This is a genomic window from Gilliamella sp. B2717, assembly GCF_026536675.1.
Taxonomy (GTDB): Bacteria; Pseudomonadota; Gammaproteobacteria; order Enterobacterales; family Orbaceae; genus Gilliamella; species Gilliamella apicola_I.
This window is the reverse complement of record NZ_JAFNNQ010000016.1, coordinates 74,305-100,608: the sequence shown is the minus strand read 5'-3', so window position 1 is coordinate 100,608 and position 26,304 is coordinate 74,305. Positions and strand designations below refer to the sequence as shown.

24 protein-coding genes are annotated in these 26,304 nt (G+C 32.3%); 12 read left to right on the top strand and 12 right to left on the bottom strand.

The features are described from left to right. Positions 1–4: 4 nt before the first annotated feature. The 5 genes from rfaC to J3U35_RS03640 form a co-directional block, all read right to left on the bottom strand. Complete coding sequence (gene rfaC, locus J3U35_RS03660; RefSeq protein ID WP_267350697.1) at positions 5–967, bottom strand: lipopolysaccharide heptosyltransferase RfaC; 963 nt, start codon at positions 965–967, stop codon at positions 5–7. A 2-nt stretch (positions 968–969) separates the two neighbouring features. Continuing rightward, positions 970–2,016: an ADP-heptose--LPS heptosyltransferase RfaF gene (gene rfaF / locus J3U35_RS03655; protein ID WP_267359649.1), complete on the bottom strand. Its 1,047-nt coding sequence runs from the start codon at positions 2,014–2,016 to the stop codon at positions 970–972. Continuing rightward, positions 2,017–2,277 carry a hypothetical protein gene (locus J3U35_RS03650; protein ID WP_267359647.1) on the bottom strand — a complete coding sequence of 87 codons (261 nt, stop codon included), beginning with the start codon at positions 2,275–2,277 and terminating at the stop codon, positions 2,017–2,019. It lies immediately after the preceding gene. A 107-nt stretch (positions 2,278–2,384) separates the two neighbouring features. Next, positions 2,385–3,149: a methyltransferase domain-containing protein gene (locus J3U35_RS03645; protein ID WP_416380674.1), complete on the bottom strand. Its 765-nt coding sequence runs from the start codon at positions 3,147–3,149 to the stop codon at positions 2,385–2,387. 9 nt (positions 3,150–3,158) lie between these two features. Further along, positions 3,159–3,890, bottom strand: a complete 732-nt coding sequence (locus J3U35_RS03640) for a 1-acylglycerol-3-phosphate O-acyltransferase (protein WP_267359643.1) — start codon at positions 3,888–3,890, stop codon at positions 3,159–3,161. 89 nt (positions 3,891–3,979) lie between these two features. On the opposite strand from J3U35_RS03640, the gene mnmD reads away from it, so the two are divergent. Continuing rightward, positions 3,980–4,690 carry a tRNA (5-methylaminomethyl-2-thiouridine)(34)-methyltransferase MnmD gene (mnmD, locus tag J3U35_RS03635; RefSeq protein ID WP_267359641.1) on the top strand — a complete coding sequence of 237 codons (711 nt, stop codon included), beginning with the start codon at positions 3,980–3,982 and terminating at the stop codon, positions 4,688–4,690. A 52-nt stretch (positions 4,691–4,742) separates the two neighbouring features. On the opposite strand, the gene J3U35_RS03630 is transcribed toward mnmD, so the two are convergent. The 6 genes from J3U35_RS03630 to J3U35_RS03605 all read right to left on the bottom strand — a co-directional run bounded on the left by J3U35_RS03630 (position 4,743) and on the right by J3U35_RS03605 (position 13,786). After that, positions 4,743–8,543, bottom strand: a complete 3,801-nt coding sequence (locus J3U35_RS03630) for a translocation/assembly module TamB domain-containing protein (RefSeq protein WP_267359639.1) — start codon at positions 8,541–8,543, stop codon at positions 4,743–4,745. A gap of 1 nt (position 8,544) precedes the next feature. After that, positions 8,545–10,197, bottom strand: coding sequence for an autotransporter assembly complex family protein (locus J3U35_RS03625; protein WP_324123829.1), 1,653 nt, complete (start codon positions 10,195–10,197; stop codon positions 8,545–8,547). Positions 10,198–10,899: 702 nt separating this feature from the next. Further along, on the bottom strand, positions 10,900–11,439 hold the full coding sequence (gene hpt / locus J3U35_RS03620; RefSeq protein ID WP_267350709.1) for a hypoxanthine phosphoribosyltransferase: 540 nt from the start codon (positions 11,437–11,439) through the stop codon (positions 10,900–10,902). 114 nt (positions 11,440–11,553) lie between these two features. Then, positions 11,554–12,060, bottom strand: coding sequence for a tRNA adenosine(34) deaminase TadA (gene tadA / locus J3U35_RS03615; RefSeq protein WP_267359635.1), 507 nt, complete (start codon positions 12,058–12,060; stop codon positions 11,554–11,556). A gap of 9 nt (positions 12,061–12,069) precedes the next feature. Then, on the bottom strand, positions 12,070–12,891 hold the full coding sequence (dapB, locus tag J3U35_RS03610) for a 4-hydroxy-tetrahydrodipicolinate reductase (protein WP_267350711.1): 822 nt from the start codon (positions 12,889–12,891) through the stop codon (positions 12,070–12,072). A 283-nt stretch (positions 12,892–13,174) separates the two neighbouring features. Beyond that, positions 13,175–13,786, bottom strand: a complete 612-nt coding sequence (locus J3U35_RS03605; protein ID WP_267350713.1) for an FKBP-type peptidyl-prolyl cis-trans isomerase — start codon at positions 13,784–13,786, stop codon at positions 13,175–13,177. A gap of 197 nt (positions 13,787–13,983) precedes the next feature. Here J3U35_RS03605 and bamE point away from each other — a divergent pair, with 197 nt between their 5' ends. Further along, on the top strand, positions 13,984–14,400 hold the full coding sequence (gene bamE, locus J3U35_RS03600; RefSeq protein ID WP_065559463.1) for an outer membrane protein assembly factor BamE: 417 nt from the start codon (positions 13,984–13,986) through the stop codon (positions 14,398–14,400). Positions 14,401–14,510: 110 nt separating this feature from the next. Here the strand turns inward: bamE and J3U35_RS03595 are convergent, their stop codons facing one another. Beyond that, on the bottom strand, positions 14,511–14,891 hold the full coding sequence (locus J3U35_RS03595; protein WP_267359634.1) for a DUF5362 family protein: 381 nt from the start codon (positions 14,889–14,891) through the stop codon (positions 14,511–14,513). 376 nt (positions 14,892–15,267) lie between these two features. Here J3U35_RS03595 and J3U35_RS03590 point away from each other — a divergent pair, with 376 nt between their 5' ends. The 10 genes from J3U35_RS03590 to rep all read left to right on the top strand — a co-directional run bounded on the left by J3U35_RS03590 (position 15,268) and on the right by rep (position 26,223). Continuing rightward, entirely contained in the window at positions 15,268–15,570 is a 303-nt protein-coding gene (locus J3U35_RS03590; RefSeq protein ID WP_267359633.1) for a hypothetical protein, read from the top strand. A 250-nt stretch (positions 15,571–15,820) separates the two neighbouring features. Continuing rightward, positions 15,821–16,114: a hypothetical protein gene (locus J3U35_RS03585; RefSeq protein ID WP_267359631.1), complete on the top strand. Its 294-nt coding sequence runs from the start codon at positions 15,821–15,823 to the stop codon at positions 16,112–16,114. Positions 16,115–16,715: 601 nt separating this feature from the next. Continuing rightward, complete coding sequence (locus J3U35_RS03580; protein ID WP_065559467.1) at positions 16,716–17,111, top strand: hypothetical protein; 396 nt, start codon at positions 16,716–16,718, stop codon at positions 17,109–17,111. 1,225 nt (positions 17,112–18,336) lie between these two features. After that, complete coding sequence (locus J3U35_RS03575; RefSeq protein ID WP_065559469.1) at positions 18,337–18,741, top strand: hypothetical protein; 405 nt, start codon at positions 18,337–18,339, stop codon at positions 18,739–18,741. Between the two features lie 423 nt (positions 18,742–19,164). Beyond that, positions 19,165–19,530, top strand: coding sequence for a hypothetical protein (locus J3U35_RS03570; RefSeq protein ID WP_065559470.1), 366 nt, complete (start codon positions 19,165–19,167; stop codon positions 19,528–19,530). 1,267 nt (positions 19,531–20,797) lie between these two features. After that, on the top strand, positions 20,798–21,103 hold the full coding sequence (locus J3U35_RS03565) for a hypothetical protein (protein WP_267359628.1): 306 nt from the start codon (positions 20,798–20,800) through the stop codon (positions 21,101–21,103). A 387-nt stretch (positions 21,104–21,490) separates the two neighbouring features. Continuing rightward, complete coding sequence (locus J3U35_RS03560; RefSeq protein WP_267359626.1) at positions 21,491–21,802, top strand: hypothetical protein; 312 nt, start codon at positions 21,491–21,493, stop codon at positions 21,800–21,802. 497 nt (positions 21,803–22,299) lie between these two features. Next, entirely contained in the window at positions 22,300–22,710 is a 411-nt protein-coding gene (locus J3U35_RS03555) for a hypothetical protein (protein ID WP_267359624.1), read from the top strand. A 424-nt stretch (positions 22,711–23,134) separates the two neighbouring features. Continuing rightward, entirely contained in the window at positions 23,135–24,097 is a 963-nt protein-coding gene (dusA, locus tag J3U35_RS03550; protein ID WP_267359622.1) for a tRNA dihydrouridine(20/20a) synthase DusA, read from the top strand. A gap of 110 nt (positions 24,098–24,207) precedes the next feature. Next, positions 24,208–26,223 carry a DNA helicase Rep gene (rep, locus tag J3U35_RS03545; RefSeq protein WP_267359620.1) on the top strand — a complete coding sequence of 672 codons (2,016 nt, stop codon included), beginning with the start codon at positions 24,208–24,210 and terminating at the stop codon, positions 26,221–26,223. Positions 26,224–26,304: the final 81 nt, after the last annotated feature.

Sequence of the window (26,304 nt, the reverse complement as noted above, 5' to 3'; positions counted from 1 at the left end):
TGTTTTACAAAAAACGGGCTAATTGCTCATATACCTTCGTTGCTGAGATAGTTTGCATTTTTTGATCTGGAGAGACAAGACTAAATTGATTTTTACCATAACCGCCTATTAATTTCGGATCGGTTTGACCAAATAAAGTTATGTTTGGGCGATCGAGTGCCGCAGTTAAATGACTTAATCCTGTATCGACTGAAACCACAGCTTTAGCCCCAGCAAGTTCAGTCGCCACTTGAGAAAGAGACAATTTTGGTAGCACTTCGACATGATTAAATCCTTGTGCTAAGCGTTGAGCGCTTTGCATTTCATTCGCCGTTCCCCAAGGTAATTTAATTTTTAAACCGGTTGGCGCTATCAATTGTATTAATTGACGCCAAGCGTCTTCTGTCCAATGTTTTTCATATCTGGTAGTGGCATGTAAAAATATCAAATATTGTCCATGGTCAGACGGTAATTCTGATAAAAAATGACTTGCAATTGCATAGTCACCCATGTCACCAGATAGGTCGTACCCAAGACTTTTTGCAAAGAGTTGTCGTACTCGTTCAATGGCATGCATTGATTTTGGAACAGAATGTTTAACATCATAAAACCAACTGGCAATCGGTTCTCTTATGCTATGACGATCTAAACCGTGCTTAATGCCTCTTGCTTTACGTGTGATAAAAAAAGCACTTTTTATTAATCCTTGCGCATCAATAATACAGTCATATTCCCGTTCAAGTAGTGATTGAATAAATTGGTGACGCTCTTGACGAATAGATTTACCGAACCAGTTTTTACGCCAGCGCCGAATGGCCACAGGGATCACTTTATCTACCGCAAAATGCCATGTTGGTATTTGCGCAAAATTTTCTTCAACCACCCAATCAAAAGTCATATTAGGTAAATGACGGGCAGCATCAGTTAACGCGGGTAAAGTATGAAGTACATCACCCATTGAAGATGTTTTAACAATAAGTACACGCATAATTAATGACTCTTTTCACAACGAGCAATAAGCTTCATTAAAGTTTCAAACACAGTTTCAGGTTTTATATCAATCAAACTTTGATGATAGCCTTGTTCTGCATCGCCTTTACGGACTTTATGATACCCTGTTATTAAGCGAATAACTTCAGCTTTATCAGAAAGGGGTGGGGTAAAGTCTGGACTACTTGGGCCATAAAGCGCAACCAAAGGGCGATCCAAAGCTGCGGCGACATGCATCAATCCTGAATCATTAGTCACAATTGCTTTACAAGCCGCAATTAAATTAACCGCTTGATCCAATTTTGTTTTACCGGCAAGATTAATACACTGATCGCCTTGTGTCATTTGTTCAATAATTTTTTTGCCAACTTGTCGATCATTATCAGAACCAAAAATAACAATTTTGGCATGTTGCTTTACAAGCATATCACCAAGAGCGGCATAATGATAATCCGGCCAACGTTTTGCTGGACCAAATTCAGCACCAGGACAAAAACCAATTAACGGCAAATTATCATTGATCTTAAACGTGTTAAGCGTGTCATTGATGTCTGTTTGACAAACTTCAAGTTTAGGCCAAAGTATGGGTTGTGGTATTTGCTCTGCTGTGTGGATCTGATCCTTAGGGTAGGCAAGGGCAACATAACGTTGAACCATTAATGGAAAGGCTTGTTTATTAAGTTTACGAAGATCGTTAATCAGTCCATAACGCATTTCACCTTTCCAACCTGTTCGCTGATGAATCCTAGCAAAAAAAGGGATTAAAGCTGATTTAAACGAATTAGGTAAAATTATCGCTTGGTCGTAATGATGATGACGGAGTGATTTGCCGAGTCGATAGCGTTGGGTTAAACCGAATTTACCATGACCAATTGGCATCTCAATAGCTCGATTCACTTCTGGCATTTTATTCAATAGTGCTTGGCACCATGCTGGTGCCATAACATCAATTTCAATATTAGGATGAAGTTGTTTTAACGTTCGATATAAACTTTGCGACATCATCATATCGCCAACCCATGAAGGACCAATAATTAGTGTTCTCATTTAATGTCCTTTTATAATCGTTGATGAACAAACATTGTGATGAAATATTGCTTTAATGTCTAACTGCTGATCGGCAACGATAGCCGTAGTAAAGTCATCTTTATCAATAAAATCAGCCATATTTAAATCAAGTAAATTGGCAAATTTTGTCTCATCAGTTAAATTATCAACGTCTAAAACATCTTTAATTTTTTGATTATTCAGACTATTAACAATATTACTTCCGATAGAAACAATACCATCAGATATGATGATTATCATTATTTTCCTTAATTAATTAAATTACGCTGTTTATCATACCGAGTTAAGCCAATATTTTCGAGTGAAGTTTAACTATTTCAAGCTTAGTATCAGTATGATGAAAATTGTTAGCCATTTTTTGCGGTAACTAAAATGTATCGAGCAAGACTAAGATACGGTTCCGCTTGGCAATACTGCTTTTCAAGTGCCAATAACTGATCAAACTGACTATTTATTTTTTCTTTATTATTCATATAATCATGAAATAGACGAATTCCCGTTTTTTTTATAATATGAAAATCAAGCGTGGCTAACCATTGATAGACATCATCTGGTATTCGAGGAAAATCGGGTGATAATGTTTTTTTCTTACGTTTTGCAAGCCCAGATTGAGTATAACCAAAATTACCAAGTGTCACCGTTTTAAAAAGAAGTGCATGATAATTATAGAACATCAAGGATAAATAACCTTCGGGTTTGAGGTGTTTTTTTAATGATTCAAGAACACTGATCGGATCGGCAACCCACTCTAATACTGCATGACAAATCACCATATCATATTGTTCATTAATGATATGATCAATATCTTGAATAGCACAACAATGACAATTAATATTTAACTTTTCTGCTTGGGCATTTTTTTGTGCCAGTTCTAGCATTTGCATAGAAATATCACATAATGTGACATGATGTCCTAATTTTGCCAATCGACAAGCCATTTGTCCTTGTCCACCACCTGCATCAAGAATTTTCAACGGTTTGGTTGTTGGAAATGTGGCTAATATATTTTCTAATTCTTGCCAGACAATGGCTTCACGAATTTTTCCTTTACTTGTGCCATAAATATTTTGTGCAAACTTATGACTGATATCATCAAAATTACGGTCTTGCATATTCATTAATTATTTTTTACTGTTTAGTTGCTTAACTTCATTGTTGATTTCAATTAATTTTTCAGTCATTTGTTGATAACATTGTTCCATTAATGTTCTGGCGTCTTCTTTACGTAACGATTTGGTGTCAATAGGATCCAACATTTCAACAATCATATGACCGTTATTTAAACGATTTAATTGAATGTTATTGGTATCAGAGACGCAAATAGGCACAATAGGAACACCTGCCGCAATTGCTGCTTTAAATGCGCCTGTTTTAAACGGTAATAATCCACGTCCTCGACTTCGTGTTCCTTCAGGAAACATCCAAATCGATATGCCACGTGTTTTAATTTCTTTAACAACTTGTCCAATGGTATCGTGGGCTTTTGATTTATTATTACGATCAATTAAAATATTACCGGTCAGATAGTATAATTGCCCAAAAAAAGGAATCCACGCTAAACTTTTTTTTCCGACAGTCACGGTTTTCGGTTGGACAACGTCTGCGGCAACAACCATATCAAAGTTGTTTTGATGATTAGCGATATAAACACAACTGCCTATTTTACTAATCTCAGGATAGAGACGAGTATCAACTTTAACGCCCAAAATAGGTTTAAAGAAAAAACTAAATAAATGTGCAAATCTGGCTACGTTTTTGGGATTCCGAGGATTGAATAGGCAAAATATAACGCCCAGTACACAAACTACAATACCTATCAACACAACTGTAATTAAGCGGAAAAGAAAAACCATAATTTACCTCATAAATTGATTTAGCGTATTATATACATAAACTGTGTCAATATACAGTTTGATCAACGATAACTGAGTAAAGAGGCGTCATGCAAAAATCAACAATTATTTGGAACGAAAATCAAGCCCCAGTTTCTGTCTATTTTGATGATATCTATTTCAACACACAAGGTGCAGTTGCTGAAACAAAATATGTTTTTATTGAAGGCAATCATCTACACCAACGTTTTATCCAACATGATAAAGATACTTTTATTATTGGTGAAACGGGTTTTGGTTCGGGGTTAAGTTTTCTTATAGCCTGGCAAACGTTTTTAGCTTTTAAAAAAGAATATCCCAATCATCAACTCCAGCAACTTAAATTTATCAGTATTGAAAAATATCCGTTATCAGTGACAGAAATGATGATGATGCATCAAACCGCCATAGAAGATGAATGCCAACTTCAACTATTAGCCAAGCAGTTATATACCTATCTAACGGGTAACACCTGTCATTTAGACAAGGTCAGTTTGGATGTACTTTATGATGACATTCAATATTTTCCGGAATTTTTGGCTAAACAAAATGGGTTGATTGATGCTTGGTTCTTTGATGGATTTTCACCCGCTAAAAATCCTGACATGTGGTCAGAATCCTTGTTTAAAAGCTGTTTTCAATATACGTCACAAAAGGGAACGTTTGCAACTTTTAGTGCGGCTGGATTTGTTCGGCGAAACTTAATCAATGCTGGATTCAATGTGATAAAACAAAAAGGTTTTGGCTTAAAAAGAGAAATGTTAATCGGCAGTAAAAATTAGCTAGCCTTAACCAAATAATTGATAAGGCTAACTCAATTATCCTAATAAGTGATTAAAATTCAAATTGGTAGATAAAATCTAACGTTTGTGCAAGTCCAGATGTTGCTTCTAAATAGAGTCTTGGCATCAATCGGTATCGTAAAGTAAATGTCGCCAGTGAATCAAAAATACCTACTCCATATTTCAGTTGTAAGTTAGGCAAAATATACCCACTAACAACTACTTTAGAGTTATTACCGGCTCCTTGCGTGTCTAAAGAAAGATTTTTTATTCCAAAGACATTACCAATATCACCAATATATTTACCTGTTTTTGCCGTACCGATACCAACGAGTAGGGCGGTCATCATATCATTATCGCTTTGGTCGGTGCTTTCAAGTCCTTGACCTCGTATTAGATAAGATAATGCTTCTTGCTGGGACATAGCAGGATCTGAAAATATTTCAATTTTGGGCTCTTCCGAAGATCCTGTTACACGAATACCCGCTGTAATACTACTGTTATCAATTGAGTCTGGATTACGAATAGCTTCAATATCTAACTTAGCTTGGTCAGTAGGGCCCGAAAAAGTGATAATACCTTTACGGATAACTAAATCTTGACCATAAGCGTGAAATCTTCCTGTTGGAATCAAAACTTGCCCATGCAGATCTAAGCCTTTGTTGGTTTGTGCCGCAAGGAGATTGCCTTTCAGTGATGCGTTTAACCCAAAAGCATCGACAGTCACATGTTCACCAATATCAATTTCAATATGGCTACTGATTTTTATGCCAAGTTTTTGTTTTTCGATTACTTGATAATTTTTATCTAACATAACTTCGTCAGGCGATACATCAACACTAGATGCCGGTAAAGATTCGACGGTAATCTTACCTTTAGGGATACTGACTTTTCCGGAAAGAATTATCTCATCTTGGGTCGCATCAATTCTAATATTCGGGATAATACTTAACACAACCATTGGCGGTACGGTAACTTCCATTGCTGCACCCGTGACAGAAAGATCCGCTTGCCATTTATCAAATGTATCCCAATTGGCGTGACCGTTAATATCAATATTACCAGACTTGGTGGTTAAAACTCCTTTTAAGGTGGAGGATTTACCATTGAAATTAAGATCTACCTTTGCTGATTTCAAATCAATTGGTAATTGACTGGATTTTATTTCACTGTGTTTTAAATCAATATTACCTGTTAAATAAGGATCCATTAACGACCCGGAAAAATTAACGTTGCCATTTATCGAGCCTTTAGCAAAATCATCTTTATCTAATAAAGGATTAATTATCGCTAAGGCAAGATGATCAATGTTTAATTTTCCATTTAATTTCTTTTGTTGAGTGGGATCGATAATAGTTAAATCACCGCTCATTTTACCTAATTGTTTTAAGCTAAATAACCAATCAAACTTTGCTTGTTGTTGATTAAATTCAGCATTAATAGTAAATATTTCAAATGGAATAGATAATGATTGGGATGTGATCATCTGTTGAATATAAACTTCATTCCCTTTGATATTGGCCTTGATATTCGGCATTTCACTATTTGCATTGAATTTTATATAAGCTTTACCATTAATCAAGCCAGCTAGTTTTGTTTCACCGTCGTTTGGAATAGGGAGTTTTGCCAGCTCAATATCTTTTAACGTGATACTTGTATTACTGTTAGCTGTTGGAGATAGTGCTTGATCTAAACAAATACTTGACCCTTGGTTTGACCAACAATGCGAGCCTATAGTGGGAACTTGATGAGTAACATCATAAGATAAAGGTAATGTTTTAACCAATTGCCAATGATTTTTATCACCTAAATTTAACACAGCGTGGGATAAATCCCCCGTCCATTTTGTTCGATCAGGATCTAATTTTCCATTGAGTGATGTTGTAAATGAGGCTGGTGTTCCTGTAAGATTGATATCTAAAACATGATGACTTTCATTACCTTTAAGCTCAATATTGGCATTTTTTATGCTTTGATTAGGAAGTTCTATATCGTGTCCTATGAGTTTTAAATGTCCACTAATTTGTTTTTTATATTCTACTTTTCCGGAAAGTTGGGCTGATGATATTGACATATTCATCAAACTTAATTGGTGAATATTGATATCGGTATCCACGTTTGGTTCATTAAAGCTGCCATTCATTTTCAAGGTGCCGACAATTGAACCTTGTAAGTCATCAGCCAATAATGATAAAGAGGATAACTCTAACTTAGCACTTAAATTTTCTTTATCTGAAGCGCCATTGATATTGATATGATTTTTGCCCCAATCCATAACAAAATTATTCGCACTGATTGATTGATGAGAATTAATTTGAATACTGCCATTAGTTGAAAAATCAGCGTGATTAATATTACCTTTTAATTGGATTTCGGAAAGATTCAATTGCCATTTATCACCTTCTAACTGACCATTGGTTTTAAGTTGACCATTTAATCGTATAGGATAGTTTGGTAAATCTTTGCTGGTATCAACATCAGTAAATTTAACTTTTGCATCCCAGTGTAAGGCTTTTTGCCAGTCGAAATTACCTGAAACATTGATTTCCCCTTGTGGTAGTTTCACTATTCCATGATCGAATATGGCTGATTGATTCGTTCCCTGGCCTATAACATCAAACGACGTATCGGGCAGATCGTCACCTTTAAATTTACCTTTAGCTGATAAGTCATACTGTTGGACGTTACCCCCTATTGAAAGATTAAAATTATTAACTTGATACTGCGCTTGTCCTTCAATTGGCCATTGAATGTGTTTACCCTTTAAGTCGGTCATCACCGGTAAATATTTTTCGATAAAATTGATTTTTGCATTAATTTTTGCTGAATTAAGTCCTTCAAGTACCGTATTAGTCGTCAATTCACCTAACAATTTACCTGAAAATTGGCTATGTAGTTGATTACTGGCTGTTTTTAATTGAATAAATGCCAAAACAGGCCAATCATTGCCTAATGTAATATCTCCTGAAACAAAAGCATGCCCATTAGCATAAGGAGTTGTCGCATCCGTATTCAACTGTTGAACGATAATATGATTATCGATGATATTAGTTTGAATAGTCACATTGTTAAATCGATAATCTTCTCCGCCAATATGTAAAAGCCAATTGTTACCCGTTAAGCGTCCGACATTGATATCGAGAGGAATAGTAACTTGGGGTAATGATTCGATTAACGGCTGATTGAATAATTGATTTATCTTTTCATTAAGAGGCAAATCATTCTGAACTGAATCTGTTGTTGATTTTACTTGTGGGTGATCAGCAAAAATAGCACTTAAATCCTGAGCCTCAGCAGGAAATACATAAATTTTTTCGTTTACCCAAGTCGCCTTACCCATAAAATCAGACAGACCAAATTGCATATCATCAATATCAACTTTCACATCTGATACATGTGCCGTTTTCAGTTCGATTGGTAATGGGGTTTTCAAAACAACCCGTTTATCAGGTATTGGCTTATTGGGGTCGGTAATAATCTGATCGGTGTTCAGTTTTACTTTAATACCCTTTGATTCAAACTGTTCGATACAGATTTTAGTTTCAAGCAAACATAACCCAGATAATTTTAACGATGCATTATCAACCTGAACATCAATACCCGGTAGTTGCAATGAAAGACCATTTACCTGTAAATCGCTTAATGTCCCTTCCACTTGTTCAATTTTCAATTCGGGTAGGGCTTTACCTAAGACATAAGTGGTCAACTTAACGCCTAAACTGGTATAAAGCAGTAAGATAATAAACACGACCAAAAACACGAAAATAGATAATACTACAATACTACGCTTTTTCCATTTTCGTATTCTTTTAATTTTTTTTAATTTTTTTTCTCTAATGGGATTTTTAGCCATATTATAATTCGGATCCTAAACCAATATATAGGTGAACTGAACCAGAGTCTCTTCGCGTTAACGGAGTTGCTAAATCGAATTTTATTGGTCCAACCGGAGAAGCCCAACGCACACCAATACCACTTCCTGTATAAAATTTAGTTTTATCGACTTTATCAATTGCTTCACCTGAATCAATAAAAACAGCACCCCACCAAGCACCTGTTAAATTAAATTGGTATTCAACTGAACCTGTGATGAGCTTTGACGCACCTTTTAATTTACCATTTTTATCTTTAGGCGAAATAGATTGGTAACTATAACCTCGTATACTACGGTCACCCCCTGCAAAGAATCGAAATGAAGGCGGAACACGATCAAAATTATTTGCCTGAATTATGCCGAAATTGCCCCGAAAAATAAATCGATGACTATCAAACAAGGATCGAATCCAAGTTTGTTGCGTTTGAAAACGAATAAGATTGAGATCGGATCCTAAAGAATTTGTAGCTGCCTCAACAGAATAGCGTTGTGAATCTCCCCACATTGGCATAAGATTGCCATCGCTACGAATTCGTGAAAGACTAATAGAAGGGTAGTACAAAAGGGTATTAAAACTTGAGTCACCTTGCGTAAAGTCATCATGTAAAAGATTTAAACCTAGCGCGCTTTGCCACCCTTCAAAATTGTCCCAATTTCGAACCACACCAAAGGTATAGGAACGTGATTTAGTATCGTTATTGTCGATTTTTTTATAGCCACCTTGAATAGTATAGTATTGTTCAAGGGGAGATTTTTTGAGTGGGATCTTATAGCTCATTGTAATGGATTGTTCGGGTGAAGAAAGTGATAAATTACTTTGTAAACTTTGTCCACGACTGTTAATCCACGGTTTATTCCAAGTTATTTTGCCATATACGCCATTGTCGGTTGAGTATCCAAGCCCTAAATCCATGCTATTTTTTTTTCGGGGAGAGGTGACAACATTGATTGGTAGTGATTTGTCTGCTGTAACATTTGGAAAATCAGGAACAACAACAATTGAACTAAACCAATTTGTAGAAGTTAATCGACGATTAAGAATGGAAAGTTTTTCGGCACTATAAGGTTCACCTTCTTTAAACGGTATAATATTTTTAAGATAATCATCTCTAATTTTGGTATTAGAAAATTTAACTTGACTGAATTTATAGCGCTGCCCGGTATTAAAATCGATATTCCAAAAAGCTTGATGATGATCCATGGACACCGCTAATTGGTGTTGCGTCATATTGGCATCAAAATAGCCTTTTTCTAACGCGAGATTTTTCAAACTTTTCTTGAAAGACTCATAAATGCCATGATTTAAAATATCACCCGTTTTAGGTAGGTTTTTTTCGAGTAAATGTTGGTAATCATTATCATGCTGGCCTTCACCTTCAATAATCACATTTAATTGTTCAATTTTAATCGGTTCACCAGCTGAAATCGTTACCGCTAATACTCTTGGATTTTGAGTGTTATATTGAAACACAGGAGCGTAATAACCCAAAGCTCGGAGCGCTTTTTTAACCTCGCTTTCAAAATACCGTTTAAAATTAGGCGTGTTATCGACTTTATCTGGAGTGATTAATGAAACACGAGCATCGACATTGTCAGCAAGTTCACCCGATAAACCTTTAATCGATAACTTCATATCAGCATAGCTTGATGTTGAAATGATTGTAAACATTAAAAGTAAACAAAACCTATAGGAAAATTGTGACACAAAGACCTCGAAGAAGTTTAAGTTAAAAAACGATCAATTGTTAATTTCTGGGCTAATCATGAACGTAAATTTAACATATTTAATATTTCATCGTCTATGATAAGCTAACTAAATCAGTTTTGATATCATCTTTTGTAAGGATCAATGTCTAATTTATTAATATTGAGTTTTAACATTTTAAGTTTAAGATTGTAAAGGTAACCCCTTGATCTTTGGGAAAAACCTTTTATAAGCAAATAAAATATTATAAATTACTATAAGCATTTAGTTTATTCTGAAGTGGGACTAAGATTTCTACTATTTCATTAATGTATAATATCAATGAAGCAAAGTAGGGACTAATTAATGGTATATTTACTTAATTTATGCAGATACCTTAAGTTAACATTATTAAAATGTAAAAAATATACTTAGCTGTTTTGATATAGGATCGATTGATAGACATCGATCCTTTTTTGTTTCAGAAATTTTAAAAAGGTTATTGATTGCGCTATAACGCAGTACTATAACTTTAAATGATTATGCAAACTACGATTTATTAACATTTGTTCAGTTTAATACTAAGGGCTTTTAATTAAGTCGTATCACAGATTTATTCTATTAATGACTAAATTTTCGACCAACATTTATTTAGGCTTCTAGCAGTGTAACCTGACCGATATAAGGTAAATGGCGATAATGTTGAGCATAATCAATTCCATAACCAACGACAAATTCATCAGGAATTGAAAAACCAATGTATTTTACTGGTACAGCCACTTCCCGACGTGATGGCTTATCTAAAAGCGTACAAATTTCGATACTACGAGGATGACGTAATTTTAAAATTGCCATGACTTTACTTAACGTATTACCAGTATCAATAATATCTTCAACAATTAGCACATCTTTATCACGAATATCTTCATCCAAATCTTTCAATATTTTGACATCTCGATTACTGACAACGGCATTACCATAACTTGATGCGGTCATAAAATCAACTTCATGCCCGACAGTAATAGCACGGCTTAAATCCGCCATAAAAATAAATGAACCACGTAGCAGACCGACTAAAATAAGTTCATTTTGGCTGTGTTTATAATCTTGACTAATTTGTTGCCCTAGTTCTTTGATACGTTTTTGAATATCATCCGTTGATATCATCATTTCTAAAGTGTGTTTCTTCATTACTAATACTCAAAAAATAAAATTTAAATTAGATTCTAACAATTTTCATAGATAAAAAGAATAACAAAGCTTATTTTAATCTGCTTAGCATAACATTTGATAACCCTATACTATTCATAGTATGTTCTTATCTATCATCTTGTTAGCATCGATCTTGGCTGCTCTTTTTTCTAAGCGACGTTTTTTGAAAAATTGACTGAGTAGCAAGCTGCACTCATCAGCTAATACGCCACCTTGCACTTGTGCAATGTGATTAATGCCTTGATAAGCTAGAATATTAATAAACGAGCCGGCAGCCCCTGTTTTATAATCGCTTGCTCCAAATACTACTCGTTTTATTCGACTATGTATAATGGCACCAGCACACATCATACACGGTTCAAGTGTGACAAAAAGGGTCGTATTAATTAAACGGTAATTATTGATACACTTACCCGCTTGCTCGATAGCAAGCATTTCAGCGTGAGCAGTTGGATTATGGGTAAGTATTGATTGGTTAAAACCTTCGCCAATGACTTGACTGTTTTCATCGATAATTACCGCTCCTACCGGAATTTCACCTAAGGATTCAGCACGTTTGGCAAGCGTTAATGCATATTGCATCCAATATTCATCTGACATTGCAATTATTTATAGATTATTCAAATTTAATACGTCTCGCATGTCATAAAGTCCGACAGGCTGTTTTGCAAGCCATAATGCAGCACGGACGGCGCCATTTGCAAATGTCATCCGACTAGACGCCTTATGACTAATTTCCACACGTTCGCCAATATCGGCAAAAATTGCCGTATGTTCGCCAACAATATCACCCGCTCGGATAGTTGAAAAACCAATTGCTCCTTTTGGTCTTTCACCGGTATGACCTTCACGACAATAAATCGCACGATCGTTCAAATTGAATTTTAAAGCTTCAGCTATCGATTCACCCATCGCAAGTGCAGTACCCGATGGGGCATCGACTTTATAACGATGATGAGCCTCAATAATTTCAATATCTGTATAATCTCCCATGATTTTTGCCGCTTTTTCAAGTAATTTAAGTACCAAATTTACACCTACACTAAAATTGGCAGCAAAAACAATAGCGATATTTTTTGCCGCATCCGTTATGGCTTGCTTACCTGTAGAATCAAAACCAGTGGTTCCTATAATCATCATTTTTTTATGTTCAACACAAAAATTCAAATGGGCAAGCGTACCTTCAGGTCGGGTAAAATCAATTAACAAATCAAATTGATCTTTGGCGAGTTCTAAATTATCCGTAATAGTGACACCACAAATGCCTATTCCAGCAAGTTCACCTGCATCGCTTCCAATGAGGGAAGAACCTTGTCTTTCAAATGCCGCACCTAAAGTTACTCCTTCGATTTGTGCAACAGATTGAATTAATTGACGTCCCATTTTTCCACCTGCGCCAGCAATAGCGATACGGATGAGGTTAGTTGACATAAAATTTTCCTTACCTATTTTCAAAATATTATCGAATATTATATCGGAAAACAAAAGACTTATACACCGTGCAAAATTAAAATGCTGTAATATAAGTGATGTATCGTAATTCTTTAAATGAACAATTTTATCTGTTGTTCTTGGTACATCGGAAAGGATGGTATTATCGGTGCTGATTTCGATTTTAATTGTCGTTAACTTTTAAACATCATTGTTATAGGCAGGTTATTTAGAGCTTATAGTTAGATTATAAAAAAAGGACGCTTAAATGCGTCCATTAGATTTATAAAACTTTCAATAATTCGACATCAAAAATTAATGTACTGTAGGGTGGAATTGAGCCTCCTGCACCTTGCGCTCCATAAGCAAGTTCTTGAGGAATATACAATCTCCATTTTGAACCTTCAGGCATTAGCTGTAAAGCTTCAACCCAACCTTGAATAACGCCATTAACAGGAAACTCAGCTGGTTGTCCACGTTGTACAGAACTGTCAAAAATCGTACCATCAATTAATTGTCCCGTATAATGAACTTGAACACGGTCTGTTGATTTAGGTAAGGAACCTGTACCTTCGGTAATGACTTCATATTGCAAGCCGGATTCAGTTGATTTAATCCCATCTTTTTTAATATTTTCTGCTAAAAAATCTTTACCTGCTTGAGCAATTTTTTCAGCTTGTTTTGCTTTCTCTTGAGTGGCTTTTTCATGCATATGACGAAGCGCATCATGCAGTTCTTGTAATGGTAGAACAGGTTGATTATTTGCTAGAACGTCTTGCATAGCTAATTTTAATGCATCAAGATCTAGACCATTCAAACCTGACTCCTTTAATTGTTGTCCAATTTGTAATCCAATAGCATAACTCGCTTTTTGATCTATGGTTTCTAATTTCATTTTTTACCTTTTGTTTGTCGTTTATAAACAGTATTTGAGATCCATTAAGTTTGTGATCAACAGAATAAATATTAATTAATAAAATAGAATAACGCTTTTTTTATAAAATGCATAAAGAATTTATTAATTTGGCTAGCACTTAGTGCAAATATCAGCGATAATACACTTTATTATAATTTCAATATGGATTAAGTTAAATGCAGTTTCGTAAATTTACCTCGCTTGCAATTGTGGCTAGTATATTATTAACTGGTTGTTCAGTGGTAGACCGTTGGGTATATAGACCTGATATCAATCAAGGTAATTATGTAACACAAGATGCAATTGATTTATTGAAAGTTGGTCAAACAAAAGATCAGGTTATTTTTATAATGGGTTCACCTATGTTAACCTCGGTATTTGGTGATAACGTTTGGTATTATGTTTTTCGTCAACAACCACAACATAATGGTATAAGCCAAATTACTTATTCTATTTATTTTAACGAAATGGGCATAGTGACTGACATTAAAAACTCAACGCTTGATGGTTCCAAAACACTACAAGAAATGAATAAACAAATCATTTCTGATCCTATCGATGTAATTTCTGACAACAACGAAGATATAGAATAAAACTCATTCCAAAGTTGTTTTTCCCAAAAAATAAAAACCTCATTAATTAACGAGGTTTTTATTGTTATCTTTTATATTTAAAGCCTAAATTTAGGAACGATAACTCATTATTAATGATATTGATTATTCATTACACTAAAAATGTATAAAAAGATAAATATAATGTAAATAACCATCATTACAATAGAACAGATAAAAACAATAAGGTTGAATTTCCAATAACCATGTAAATTTTGAATAGCATAAATAATATCTTCTTCTCGTCCAAGAGTCGCTGTTTGATTAAATCCTTTTCCCGATTGAAACAGTTTGACCCCAGCTATAATTAACGGAACACCTACTATTGCTGTAATAATACCTAAACAAGTTAAAGAGCCACTAATGATTCCTAAAACCCCAAAAATTTGCTGCATCGTTCCCACAAATCTTAATTGTTTAAATAACAATTGGTTCATACTAAATGATATTATCTTATTTTCAGTTGTATTCATTTCTTTCCACTTTCTTTATTTATAGTTTGTATTTAAAAAGGAGCATAGAATATCAGTTTTATCATAGATGTCTAGGTGTTTTTCATCATAAATTACAAGGTTTAATTACTATTCATAATCGCGATAATATTTAAGATTTTTACATTTTAATCTTTATGTTTTGAGAGGCAAAATTAGGGAAAATACTTTTACATATAAAGAGTATTTAAATAATCACAATAAATAGTGTTTAAAGTTACTATATAAAATCTATGCGTTAAAGTGAGTGATTAGTATTGACCTTTTGTAGGTTATCGTTATAATATAAATCGTCATTTCTTTAGTTTTGAAATGATACGAACATAGCGTTACTATGCAATTAAAAAATGTTATTATCATGAAAAATGAACTTAAAAATTTTAAGTTAAAAGACCTAGGATGTGTCGCAGGATCATGTCTGTCAGGTCTCGAAATCAAAGTACTAGGCTATCGAGATCCTGAGACTAATTGTGAGTGTTATGGATTATTAGCTGAGTATTATTGTTTACCAATTCCTGGAACGCAAGTCTCAATTAGCGAAGAGACTTATAATGAAATTACCGGTCAATTTGAAAAGCCTGGATATGCTTTTACTAAAGCTGCCCAAATTTGTAAATTGAGTAAGCACGCAAAATTTGATATTCGTCCTTATAATCGATGATTTCATCCAATGAACCCCAGTTATTAATAACTGGGGTTTTTTATTGCATAATCAGAATGATAGACCTTATGAGGTTATGCTTAAATATTATAGGCTTTCTTAATTGTTTTTTTATAAATAATATTGACTTAAATCGATTATCTATATAATATAATCAGCAGTTAATTTTTAAAATTAACTAACTACAAAGTATAATTTACCTATGCCTTAATGAATTCAAATGTTTTATTAACTTTAAATTTTTAGTATTATGCAAACGTTAAGAACGCACATTCCAGAATTCAGAATCGGGGAAGTTCCTGGTTCAATTTTGAAAGACTTTCAAATTTTTGTTAGTCGAAGTCAAACAGCCGAAAAAGAAGTATGCTACAAATTGTGTGCTTATATCAACGGAATGCGCATTAAAGAAACAGAAACGATTATAACTGAACAAGTTTATCGGCAGAATTTTCAAAGTTATTTTGATTCTTCTATCCTGTTTTATAATGCGTTGGAGTTGATTGGATTCGACAAATTTGTTCTTGGAGGTTTGACAACGAATTAAATTTTAATTTAATTCACCCCCCAGTTATTTATTTAACTGGGGTTTTATTGCTTGATATAGGTGAAAATTATCAAAAAATTATTTAAATTGTCAGTTATATTTTATTCACTTAATCTAAAACTAATTTGATATAAAAATTATCTACAAGTTTTACGCAATTTACACCATTGCTCTTTCAATAAAAAAGCTATTTAATTACTGAAAATCTCTGATAACTTAATATCAAATCAAGCTAATAAACTAGCTATATAACCAGCACTAATGTTAATGACGTTTTGGCAGAAAGATAAATTAACCAAATAAAGGTATGATTAAGTATCGATCAATAAACTATGGAAGTTATATAAATAGTCATTACAAGATAAACAAAACAAAAAATGGCAAATTCTATCAAATCTTCTATTTTAATTTATTAAACAAAATTAGCATTCCCATAATTTTTATAACTGACAGTGGCGTTAGCGTTGCCTACTGTCTACATAAAACAGTTTTTGAGAAATAAATAATTTGAATTATATGAATTATCGGTATAATATAGATTCTGAGTTTTGTCAACTCCCATGTGAGGTGCACATATTAAACAAAAATAAAAATTTAAGAAATGAATGATTTACTATTTAAAGGCTTCTTATATGAAAGTCGTACAGGTGAAATCTCAGTAGCAGTTTATACAGATATAAATTCTACTTGTTATCGTATAGCCATAATAGGCTCGAAATCAGAACAAAGAGGTGAAAGCATTTTTGCCGACTATACTAAAGAAGAGTATGAGCAATTTATTTTATCTGTTTGTCGGAATAAATATCGATTATTAAAAGCTTATGAAGCTTCTGGTTATACATTAGATGTCGATGATATTAATAAGCTTATCCGAAAAATGGAAAAAAGGGCTGAAATAAAAAGATTGATAGTCAGATTCTCGATTATTGCTTTTAATGTTATTTGGATTTTATTGATAATTTTGTTATTGGGACTATTTTTTTCTTATATCTTTTAATTGTTCTAAACAGACCCCGGTAATTCAACTGGGGTTTTTTATTATAGTAAGCATGAATGATTTCAAGTGAGAAACATTTAACAAAATGTCACTTATATCAATCCAAACTAGTTAAGCGTAATCGAAAAAAATACTTTTCAAAAAAAGTGATTGATTATTCAACCGATTGAAAATAATGTTCAATCAAGACATATTTATTTAGTAGAAAGCAGGAATATTGTGATTTTCGTTATCAACTTTATGGGCTTTCTTAATAGATAATTTTTATGGATGTTATTGACTTAAGTCGATTATCAATATAATATAAAAAAGTTAATTATTAAAATTAACTGACTACAAAAGTATAATTTAACTATGCCTTAATGATTTTAAAATTTTTAAATAATAAAAAAATTAAATCATGCAAAAAAGAAGAAGTACAAAAAGAAGAGTTCGCGAAATCGAAATGCTTTCGAGTTCAATGTTCCTAGCGGTGACAATCTCAGTTAATCGAATTGAAGAAGACAATCAATACTCATTGATCCTTTGTAAGAATAGACAAATCATTGAAAGAACAGAGGTTATTATAAGTGAACAAGTTTTTAAAGAGAATGTCGATACTTATGATGATCAATATATAAGGTTTGTTAAAACCTTTAGGTTGTTTCCTTCTAATTCTGTTAAGATTGCCATCTTTATAGAAATATCTTCTAGACTCAGAAAATTAAATTAGTTTAATTTTATCTAACCTCAATTTATTAATTTAAATTGGGGTTTTATTGTTTGATATAAGTTGACATTGACATCAAATTATCAAAATTGCCAATCATATTGTATCTAATTAATCTAAAATAAAATTGATTTAAAACAGAGATTTATATATAAATTTTACGCAATTCACACCATTGCTCTTTTCAATAAAAAGTTATTTTTTTACTGAAAACCTCTGATAACTTAATATCAAATCGAGGTGATAACCCGCTAACATCAAACGTAATAACATTGATGACGTTTTGGCTGAAAGATAAATTAATCAAGTTAAAATGTGATTAAGTATTCAATAAACTAACCGATGAACAAATAATTTGGATAGTAGAATTGATTAAAATACATTAGGGATAAAAAAATATTGAAATTTATAATTATCGGTATAGTATAAAAACAGGTTGCTTTAATTCACAGTATTGAATTAAATACTACCTACTGGTGAGGTAATTCACAAAATTTAATTAATTAAAATCTTATTATGATGTTTAAAATTAACGGATTTCTATCCGAAAACAGTGAAAATGGAATATCGATAGCAATATTGATGAATCCAGATCGTTCGATGGTCAAATTAGTGGCAATGCGAAATGACGAAAAAATTGAAGGTACAACTGAAGTTGAATTAACTTCAGCGCGTTTTGATGAACTGATAGCTGATTATCCTGACATATCAAAACGTTTGTATCATGTCTTTGACATGTGTAAAGTGGACAAGGATTTTTTATCACCAAGTGTAATTGTTCGAACAATAGCTAGGACTGATTCAAAATCTAAGAAATATTTACTAAGTAAGGAAGATCGTTTACATTTCGAATTTATGCTGATAATTGCTTTATTTATGGCTTTGTTTTATTTGTTAGGTAAATGGCTTCATATTTTTTAGATAGAATTTCCTTTATCTGTCAAAAGTTTTTTAAGATCATCTTGAATTTAATTAATTGATCTAAATAAACCTCAGTTATTTAACTGGGGTTTTTTTATTACATGATTAAAACAAAAGTCTTGTTGAGGTCATACTTAGAATAAATTAAAGAGTTAATATGTGATCTAAAGCAATATTAAGGTAACTTAAGAATATTTCAAATCTAGTTTGTTTTAATGCTAATAGATGTTAATTAAAGGTTATGATTAATTGTTATTATTTGCAAATGAAAATGTATTTAGAATTTGTGTGTTATTATCAAAAAATCTTATTATAAGTTAAGAAAAATTGAAACATTTTTGTTATCGGTGTAATATAACTATTGAGTTTCTGTTAACTCCCAGGTGTGGTACACACAATTTTAATCATTAAAAAAATTAAAAAATGAAACATTATGATTTTAAAGGCTATTTATTCCTAGATAGTCAAAGTGAAATGTCATTAGGAATTTTTGCAAATGCAGATCTTACTATTTATCGCATAGTTTTGATGCGTGGAAATGAAATTGTTGAAGATTCACTTATTTTAGAAATGCCTAAAACGCTTTATGATGAGGCTGTTAGTAAGGATCCTCATATTGTAAGTCGTATTTTTCAACAGTTCTATTTGTGTAGATTTATGGAACATGTCAAATCTTTACACTTAGCAAAAAAGGGGATAAAGCCGTTTTTATCGTCTTTATTTAATGGGTTGAAAAGAGGTATGTTATTGATTATAGATTCTTTTAAAAGAAAAAATAAGAATCTATAGAAGAATCTACAAAAAGAGATTTAAATTTCAAACACGAATTTGAACAATTTGGCGAACAAAAAATGACTTCAGAGCAATCACGTTTAACGTTATTACTAGTGATGATTCTGATTATCATGATGGCTACCTTAGTTTATTTGGTTTCTAAATCGTGTTAATTTATTTTTAATACTTTTTATTGATCCAAAAGAACCCCAGTTATCTAACTGGGGTTTTTATTATATAAAGCATGGTGAGTTTGAGAAAGGAACATTAAACAAAATATTCCATATACCCATCGAAAGTAGTTAGTAACGATCCCTAAAAATACCTTTCAAAAAAGTAAATAATGATATAAACAAATAAAATGATATTTAATAAAGATATATCTATATTTATAGAAAGTAATAATATTATGAATTGGAATAACAATATTATAGACTTATTCAATTCATAATTTTTAATCTTTTTATTGATTTAAGTCGATTATCTATATAATATTAAATAGAATTAATTTTAAAAAAATTAATTTACTACAAAAGTATAATTTACCTATACCTTAATGAATTTAAATTAATAATTAATTTTAATTACAAATTTATGAATCAAAAAACAAACAACGACAAGAAATTAATCGAATTCGGATATATTCCTTGTCTAAATTTGCCAGAAAGAATTGACATCTTCATTTATGAAATCGAAGAAACTGAGATGTACTTATTGGTACTTCGTATTAATGGAAATCCCATTAAAACAACAGTAACGATAATAAGTCAACAAGTCCTTAATGACCATTTATCTGGTATTTCAGGTCTTGAATTGTTTGATGAAACAGTGAAGTTGTGTAATGTCTTTACACGCATAATAGTCTTTCTTAAAAAGTTATATTATGTTTAAAAATTAAATTTTAATTTAATTCACCCCCCAGTTGTCGATCTAACTGGGGTTTTTATTGCTTGACTTAAGTAAAAGTCGTCATGGAATAATTTAAATAGTCTATTATAAAATATCTCATCAATCCAAAGCTATCTTGATTTAAAACTGAAGAATTATTTAAAAGTTTATGAAACTCACAACTTACTTTTTAATAGAGAGCAAAAATATTATGAATTCAAATCTCAATATTATAGGCTTTATTAACTAATAACTTTTATAAGTGTTATTGACCTAATTTGATAATCTATATAGTATAGAATGGAATTAATTTTTAAAATTAATTTGCTACAAAAGTATAATTTATCTATACCTTAATGAATTTAAATTATTGTTAAATTTTAATATTAAACTCATGAAAAAAAGAAGTGACGACAAGAAATTAACCGAATTAGGTTATATTTCCTGTCCAAATTTGAAAGAAAGAATTGACATCTTTGTTTATCGAATTGAAGAAATTAAGAAGTTCTTATTGGTACTTCGTATTGATGGAAAAACAGTTAAATCAACAGAAACTACGATAAGTGAACAAGTCTTTATTGACAATCTAGCGGGTGATTTTACTCTTGAAACCTTGTTTGTTAACGCTGTGGGATTGTGTAATATCAATGCACGCATGATACTCTTTCTTATAAAATTTTCTTCTGTTCTCAAAAATTAAATTTTTAATTTATTTTACCCCTCAGTTATTGGTATAACTGGGGTTTTTATTGCATGATATAAACGAAAATCGTCATGAAATAGCTTGAATAATCAATTATAAAGCATTTAATCAATCCAGAGTCATCTTGATTTAAAACTAAAGAATTATTTAAAAGTTTATGAAACTCACAACTTCCTTATTAATAGAGAGCAAAAATATTATGAATTCAGATATCAATATTATAGACTTTCACAATTAATCACTTTTAGGAATGTAATTGACTTAATCCGATTATCTATATAATCTAATCTAGAATTAATTTTTAAAATTAATTTACTACAAAAGTATAATTTACCTATGCTTTAATGAATTTAAAAATTTTATTAACTAAAAAATATTTAAATCATGAAAAAAAGATTTAGACGTATGCCTAGAGGAAAATTTAATTATGGTTGTTTTTCTAGTGAAGAGGTAAAAGGATGTGAAATCTTAGTTTATACTTATTTCCCTTACTTAGAATACTCATTGGTTCTTCGCTTTGATGAAGATATCATTGTTAGTGAAACTGAAACTTTTATAAGTAAAAGTGATTATTTTGATAATTTCAAAGATTATTTTGATTCTTATACGAAGTTTCATATTGCATTGAAGTTGATGAAATTAGATTTAAATAAGATTCGCGATTTACATCAAACATGGTCTCAATCCAAAAAATAAATTAAATTTTTAATTTATTTTACCCCCCAGTTATTGATTTAACTGGGGTTTTTATTGAATGATATAAGGGTTCATTGCCTTGAAATTATCAATCATATTGCATCTAATTAACCCAAAGTTACCTTGATATAAAACTAAAATTATCTACAAATTTTACACAATTCTTTTCACTCCTCTTTCAATAAAAAAGCTATTTTATTAGCTGAAAACCTATGACTAATTAAAATCAATTGGGATGATAACTGGCTAATTCAGTTAATATTAACGCTGATTGCGTTTTGATTGAAAGCTAAATTGATTCAATATAGTTTAATAAACTAACTGAAGAAATAAAAAAATGATTACTGTAGAATTGAGTAAAAACCTTAGGTATTAAAAAATATTGAAATTTCAGAATTATTGGTTTAGTATAAAAGTAGGTTAGTCTAATTCACAATGTTGAGTTATATAACTACCTACTGGTGAAGTATTCACAAATTTAATTAATTTATTCCATTATGTCAAATTTTGTAATAATCGGATTTTTATCCGAACAAGAAGAAGAGGGAGTATCAATAGCAATATTGATGGAACCTGATCGTTCGATTGTTAAATTAGTAGCAATGCGAAACGGCAAGAAAATTGAAGGTACTATTGAAGTTAAATTAACCTCAAAGGATTTTGATAGACTGTTATATGATTATCCAGATCCAACAGAGCGTAAGTATTATGTCTATGGCTTGTGTAAAGTAAATAAAAATGTATTATATCCTAATACGTTTCGTACTGTACCGAGAAATCATAGAACGCTAGAACATGTATTTATACATATACTCTTCTTTATTTGTATATCTGGAATTCTGGCTTGTTTACTCTTTGGTTTAGGTAAATTTGTTCTATATATAGTAGAATTTTTTTCTTGGCCATAGTTTTGGAATTTTATTAATTCAACAAAATAAACCTCAGTTATTTAACTGAGGTTTATTATTAAAGTTTGGTCTTTCATGAATAGTTATCATTATTGCGCAACAAATTAAAATTCTATAGCAAATAAAGACTACGATGAATAAATAGGTTACTCGTATAAATATGATACTTTTAATAACTTTAAGACTTTTAACAGGTAATCTTTTAAAGATTTAACAAAACTATTGAATTAATTAAATAATATATCTTTATAAATTAAAATCCAATATAACAAGATAAAAAACAAGTTAAATTATGTACTTTTTATTGATACACTTCTAAATTAAACACAAAACCCTAACATCATTGTATTCTATGTTTCATGATAGAATATATGTTTAGTTATTTGCTTCATAATTTAATTACCGCTTTAAATCTGGTACATAAATGAAATCAACAAACAATAAATTTTCTGTAGCGCCCATGCTCGATTGGACCGATAAACATTGTCGGTATTTTCATCGGATATTGACCAAACAAACTTTACTGTATACCGAAATGGTAACAACAGGAGCAATCTTATTTGGTAAAGGGAATTACCTTGATTTTAACGTCGATGAACATCCTATTGCTTTACAACTTGGCGGAAGTGATCCCAATGCATTAGCACAGTGCGCTAAATTAGCTCAAAATCATGGTTATGATGAAGTAAATCTTAATGTTGGCTGCCCTTCAGATCGCGTTCAAAATGGGATGTTTGGTGCGTGCTTAATGGGAAATGCTGATTTAGTGGCTAAATGTATTGAGTCCATGCAAGAACAAATTGATATCCCCGTAACGGTTAAAACACGAATCGGGATCGATGATCTAGATAGCTACGCTTTTTTATGCCAATTTATTGAAACAGTTCTACCTTATACTAACACGTTTATTGTACATGCACGTAAAGCATGGTTATCCGGACTTAGCCCTAAAGAAAATCGTGAAGTTCCACCACTTGACTATGAACGAGTTTATCAACTCAAACGAGATTACCCTAACTTAACTATAGCCATCAATGGTGGTGTTAAAACGATCGACGAAATAAAACACCATTTAAATTATGTTGATGGCGTCATGGTGGGACGAGAAGCCTATCAGAATCCCATGTTATTAGCACAAATTGACTCCCAAATCTTTGGCTTAGATACGCAACCCATAGATCCAATAGCGGCAATACGATGTCTTTATCCTTATATCGAACAACAACTTTTACAAGGTGCTCAACTTAATCACATTATGCGTCATACATTGGGTATTTTTAATGGACAAAAAGGTGCAAAACAATGGCGACGCTATCTTAGCGAAAATGCACATAAAAAAGGGGCAGGGATTGAAGTTGTCGAACATGCTTTAAATTTTATTCAGTAACATTGCCAGCGTCATCCTGTTGTTATGGTTGTTTAAAAATTAAGCGTAATTGCAGGTGACAAGCAAATCGTTATATACTATTAAGCCATTTTCATAAAGGTCTAAATTCTGTGCGGTTAAATACAAGTCAGCAACAAGCTGTTGAATATGTTTCTGGCCCTTGCCTGGTCTTAGCCGGTGCAGGTTCGGGAAAAACACGGGTTATAATAAACAAAATTGCTTACTTAATTCGTGTTAAGGAATATTTGCCACGCCATATTGTTGCTGTGACTTTTACTAATAAAGCCGCGCGTGAAATGAAAGAGCGTATTGCTCAATCACTCAGCAAACAAGAGGCAAGAGGGCTTAAAATCTCGACTTTTCATACACTGGGTTTGGATATCGTTCGTCGAGAATATAAACATCTTGGCATCAAAGCTAACTTTTCTTTATTTGATGATCATGATCAAACTGCATTACTCAAAGAACTGACTCAACAATGGTTAGATGGCGATAAAGATCTCATTAATCAATTGCGTTCAACTATTTCGAATTGGAAAAATGATATTGTCGACTCAACAATAGCCATGGCTAGGGCACAAACCAATAAAGAAAAGTTATTTGCTCATTGTTATCAGCTTTATGAAAAACAATTAAAAGCTTGCAGTATATTGGATTTTGATGATCTTATCTTATTGCCTACCTTATTATTAAAAAATAATGAAGAAGTTCGAGAAAAATGGCAAAATCGAGTTCGTTATCTTCTCATTGATGAATATCAAGATACTAATACCAGTCAATATGAATTCATTAAATTATTAGTCGGTAATCGAGCCAAATTTACTGTTGTAGGCGATGATGATCAATCGATCTACTCATGGCGAGGAGCCCGCCCTAAAAATTTAGTTTTACTCCAACAAGATTTTCCTAATCTAGAAGTTATAAAACTCGAACAAAATTATCGATCTTCCGGGCGAATTTTAAAAGTTGCAAACATTTTAATTGAAAATAATCCCCATATATTTGAAAAAAAATTATTTTCAGAACTAGGTTATGGTGAACAGCTTAAAGTTATCTCTGCCGATAGTGAAGAGTCCGAAGCCGAAAAGGTGATCAATGATTTAATTGGTCATCGATTTGCGAATAATAGCCAATATGGTCAATATGCAATTTTATATCGTGGAAATCATCAAGCCAGATTGATCGAAAAAATGTTAATGCAATACCGGATCCCTTATCGAATTTCGGGGGGGACTTCCTTTTTTGCTCGAACTGAAATTAAAGATCTCATGGCCTACTTGCGATTATTGACCAATCCCGATGATGATAATGCGTTCATACGCATTATCAACACGCCAAAACGTGAAATAGGGCCAGTCACGATCCAAAAACTAGGGGAATGGGCAAATCATCGAGCTGTCAGTTTATATCAAGCAAGTCATGATATGGGACTTACGGAAGTATTATCTGGCAAACGAATGGAAACGCTACAACTCTTTATTCATTGGTTTGATTCACTAATTCAAAAATCCCATAATGAACCCATGGAAGCCATTCACGAGTTACTGCATGGAATCCATTATGAAAGTTGGATTTATGAAACATCGCCTTCACCAACCGCAGGACAAATGCGAATGCGCAATGTAGAGCAATTAATCAGTTGGTTAAATGATATGTTACAAGGTGATGACATTGACGAAGGCATGACACTTGAACAAGCCGTAGCAAGGTTTACCTTACGGGATATGCTAGAACGCAACGAATCCGAAGAAGAGCTCGATCAAGTTCAGCTTATGACGCTTCATGCATCTAAAGGATTAGAATTCCCTTATGTTTATTTGGTCGGCATGTCTGAAGGCGTTTTACCGCATCAAAACAGTATTGATGAGGACAATATAGAAGAGGAGCGTCGTCTTGCTTATGTTGGCATTACCCGTGCACAGCAAGAACTCACTTTTTCCTTTAGTCGTCAACGCAAACAATTTGGCGAAACAGTTTACGTAGAGCCAAGCCGTTTTTTGCTGGAACTTCCTCAAGATGATCTCAATTGGACAGATGAACGAACAAAATTATCCCCTGAAAAGAATATGCAACAAGGACAAAGCAGACTTGCTATGTTAAAAGCGCAGATAGCCAATGCTAAATAAATATCAATTACAATTAAACTTGATTCGAAAAAATTTAAAAACAGGCGGAAAAAAGCAGATAGAAATTTAAAATTAAAATTT

Excerpts from the sequence above, each read along its gene's own strand:
- J3U35_RS03580 (WP_065559467.1), top strand. The coding sequence starts at position 16,716 with ATGAATGATTTACTATTTAAAGGCTTCTTATATGAAAGTCGTACAGGT.
- hpt (WP_267350709.1), bottom strand. The coding sequence starts at position 11,439 with ATGAAGAAACACACTTTAGAAATGATGATATCAACGGATGATATTCAA.
- bamE (WP_065559463.1), top strand. The coding sequence starts at position 13,984 with ATGCAGTTTCGTAAATTTACCTCGCTTGCAATTGTGGCTAGTATATTA.
- rfaF (WP_267359649.1), bottom strand. The coding sequence starts at position 2,016 with ATGAGAACACTAATTATTGGTCCTTCATGGGTTGGCGATATGATGATG.
- J3U35_RS03640 (WP_267359643.1), bottom strand. The coding sequence starts at position 3,890 with ATGGTTTTTCTTTTCCGCTTAATTACAGTTGTGTTGATAGGTATTGTA.
- J3U35_RS03565 (WP_267359628.1), top strand. The coding sequence starts at position 20,798 with ATGAAAAAAAGAAGTGACGACAAGAAATTAACCGAATTAGGTTATATT.
- J3U35_RS03625 (WP_324123829.1), bottom strand. The coding sequence starts at position 10,197 with ATGAAGTTATCGATTAAAGGTTTATCGGGTGAACTTGCTGACAATGTC.
- J3U35_RS03595 (WP_267359634.1), bottom strand. The coding sequence starts at position 14,891 with ATGAATACAACTGAAAATAAGATAATATCATTTAGTATGAACCAATTG.
- J3U35_RS03590 (WP_267359633.1), top strand. The coding sequence starts at position 15,268 with ATGAAAAATGAACTTAAAAATTTTAAGTTAAAAGACCTAGGATGTGTC.
- J3U35_RS03630 (WP_267359639.1), bottom strand. The coding sequence starts at position 8,543 with ATGGCTAAAAATCCCATTAGAGAAAAAAAATTAAAAAAAATTAAAAGA.
- dapB (WP_267350711.1), bottom strand. The coding sequence starts at position 12,891 with ATGTCAACTAACCTCATCCGTATCGCTATTGCTGGCGCAGGTGGAAAA.
- J3U35_RS03575 (WP_065559469.1), top strand. The coding sequence starts at position 18,337 with ATGATGTTTAAAATTAACGGATTTCTATCCGAAAACAGTGAAAATGGA.
- J3U35_RS03645 (WP_416380674.1), bottom strand. The coding sequence starts at position 3,149 with ATGCAAGACCGTAATTTTGATGATATCAGTCATAAGTTTGCACAAAAT.
- rfaC (WP_267350697.1), bottom strand. The coding sequence starts at position 967 with ATGCGTGTACTTATTGTTAAAACATCTTCAATGGGTGATGTACTTCAT.
- J3U35_RS03585 (WP_267359631.1), top strand. The coding sequence starts at position 15,821 with ATGCAAACGTTAAGAACGCACATTCCAGAATTCAGAATCGGGGAAGTT.
- J3U35_RS03650 (WP_267359647.1), bottom strand. The coding sequence starts at position 2,277 with ATGATAATCATCATATCTGATGGTATTGTTTCTATCGGAAGTAATATT.
- J3U35_RS03570 (WP_065559470.1), top strand. The coding sequence starts at position 19,165 with ATGAAACATTATGATTTTAAAGGCTATTTATTCCTAGATAGTCAAAGT.
- mnmD (WP_267359641.1), top strand. The coding sequence starts at position 3,980 with ATGCAAAAATCAACAATTATTTGGAACGAAAATCAAGCCCCAGTTTCT.
- J3U35_RS03605 (WP_267350713.1), bottom strand. The coding sequence starts at position 13,786 with ATGAAATTAGAAACCATAGATCAAAAAGCGAGTTATGCTATTGGATTA.
- J3U35_RS03560 (WP_267359626.1), top strand. The coding sequence starts at position 21,491 with ATGAAAAAAAGATTTAGACGTATGCCTAGAGGAAAATTTAATTATGGT.
- J3U35_RS03555 (WP_267359624.1), top strand. The coding sequence starts at position 22,300 with ATGTCAAATTTTGTAATAATCGGATTTTTATCCGAACAAGAAGAAGAG.
- dusA (WP_267359622.1), top strand. The coding sequence starts at position 23,135 with ATGAAATCAACAAACAATAAATTTTCTGTAGCGCCCATGCTCGATTGG.
- tadA (WP_267359635.1), bottom strand. The coding sequence starts at position 12,060 with ATGTCAGATGAATATTGGATGCAATATGCATTAACGCTTGCCAAACGT.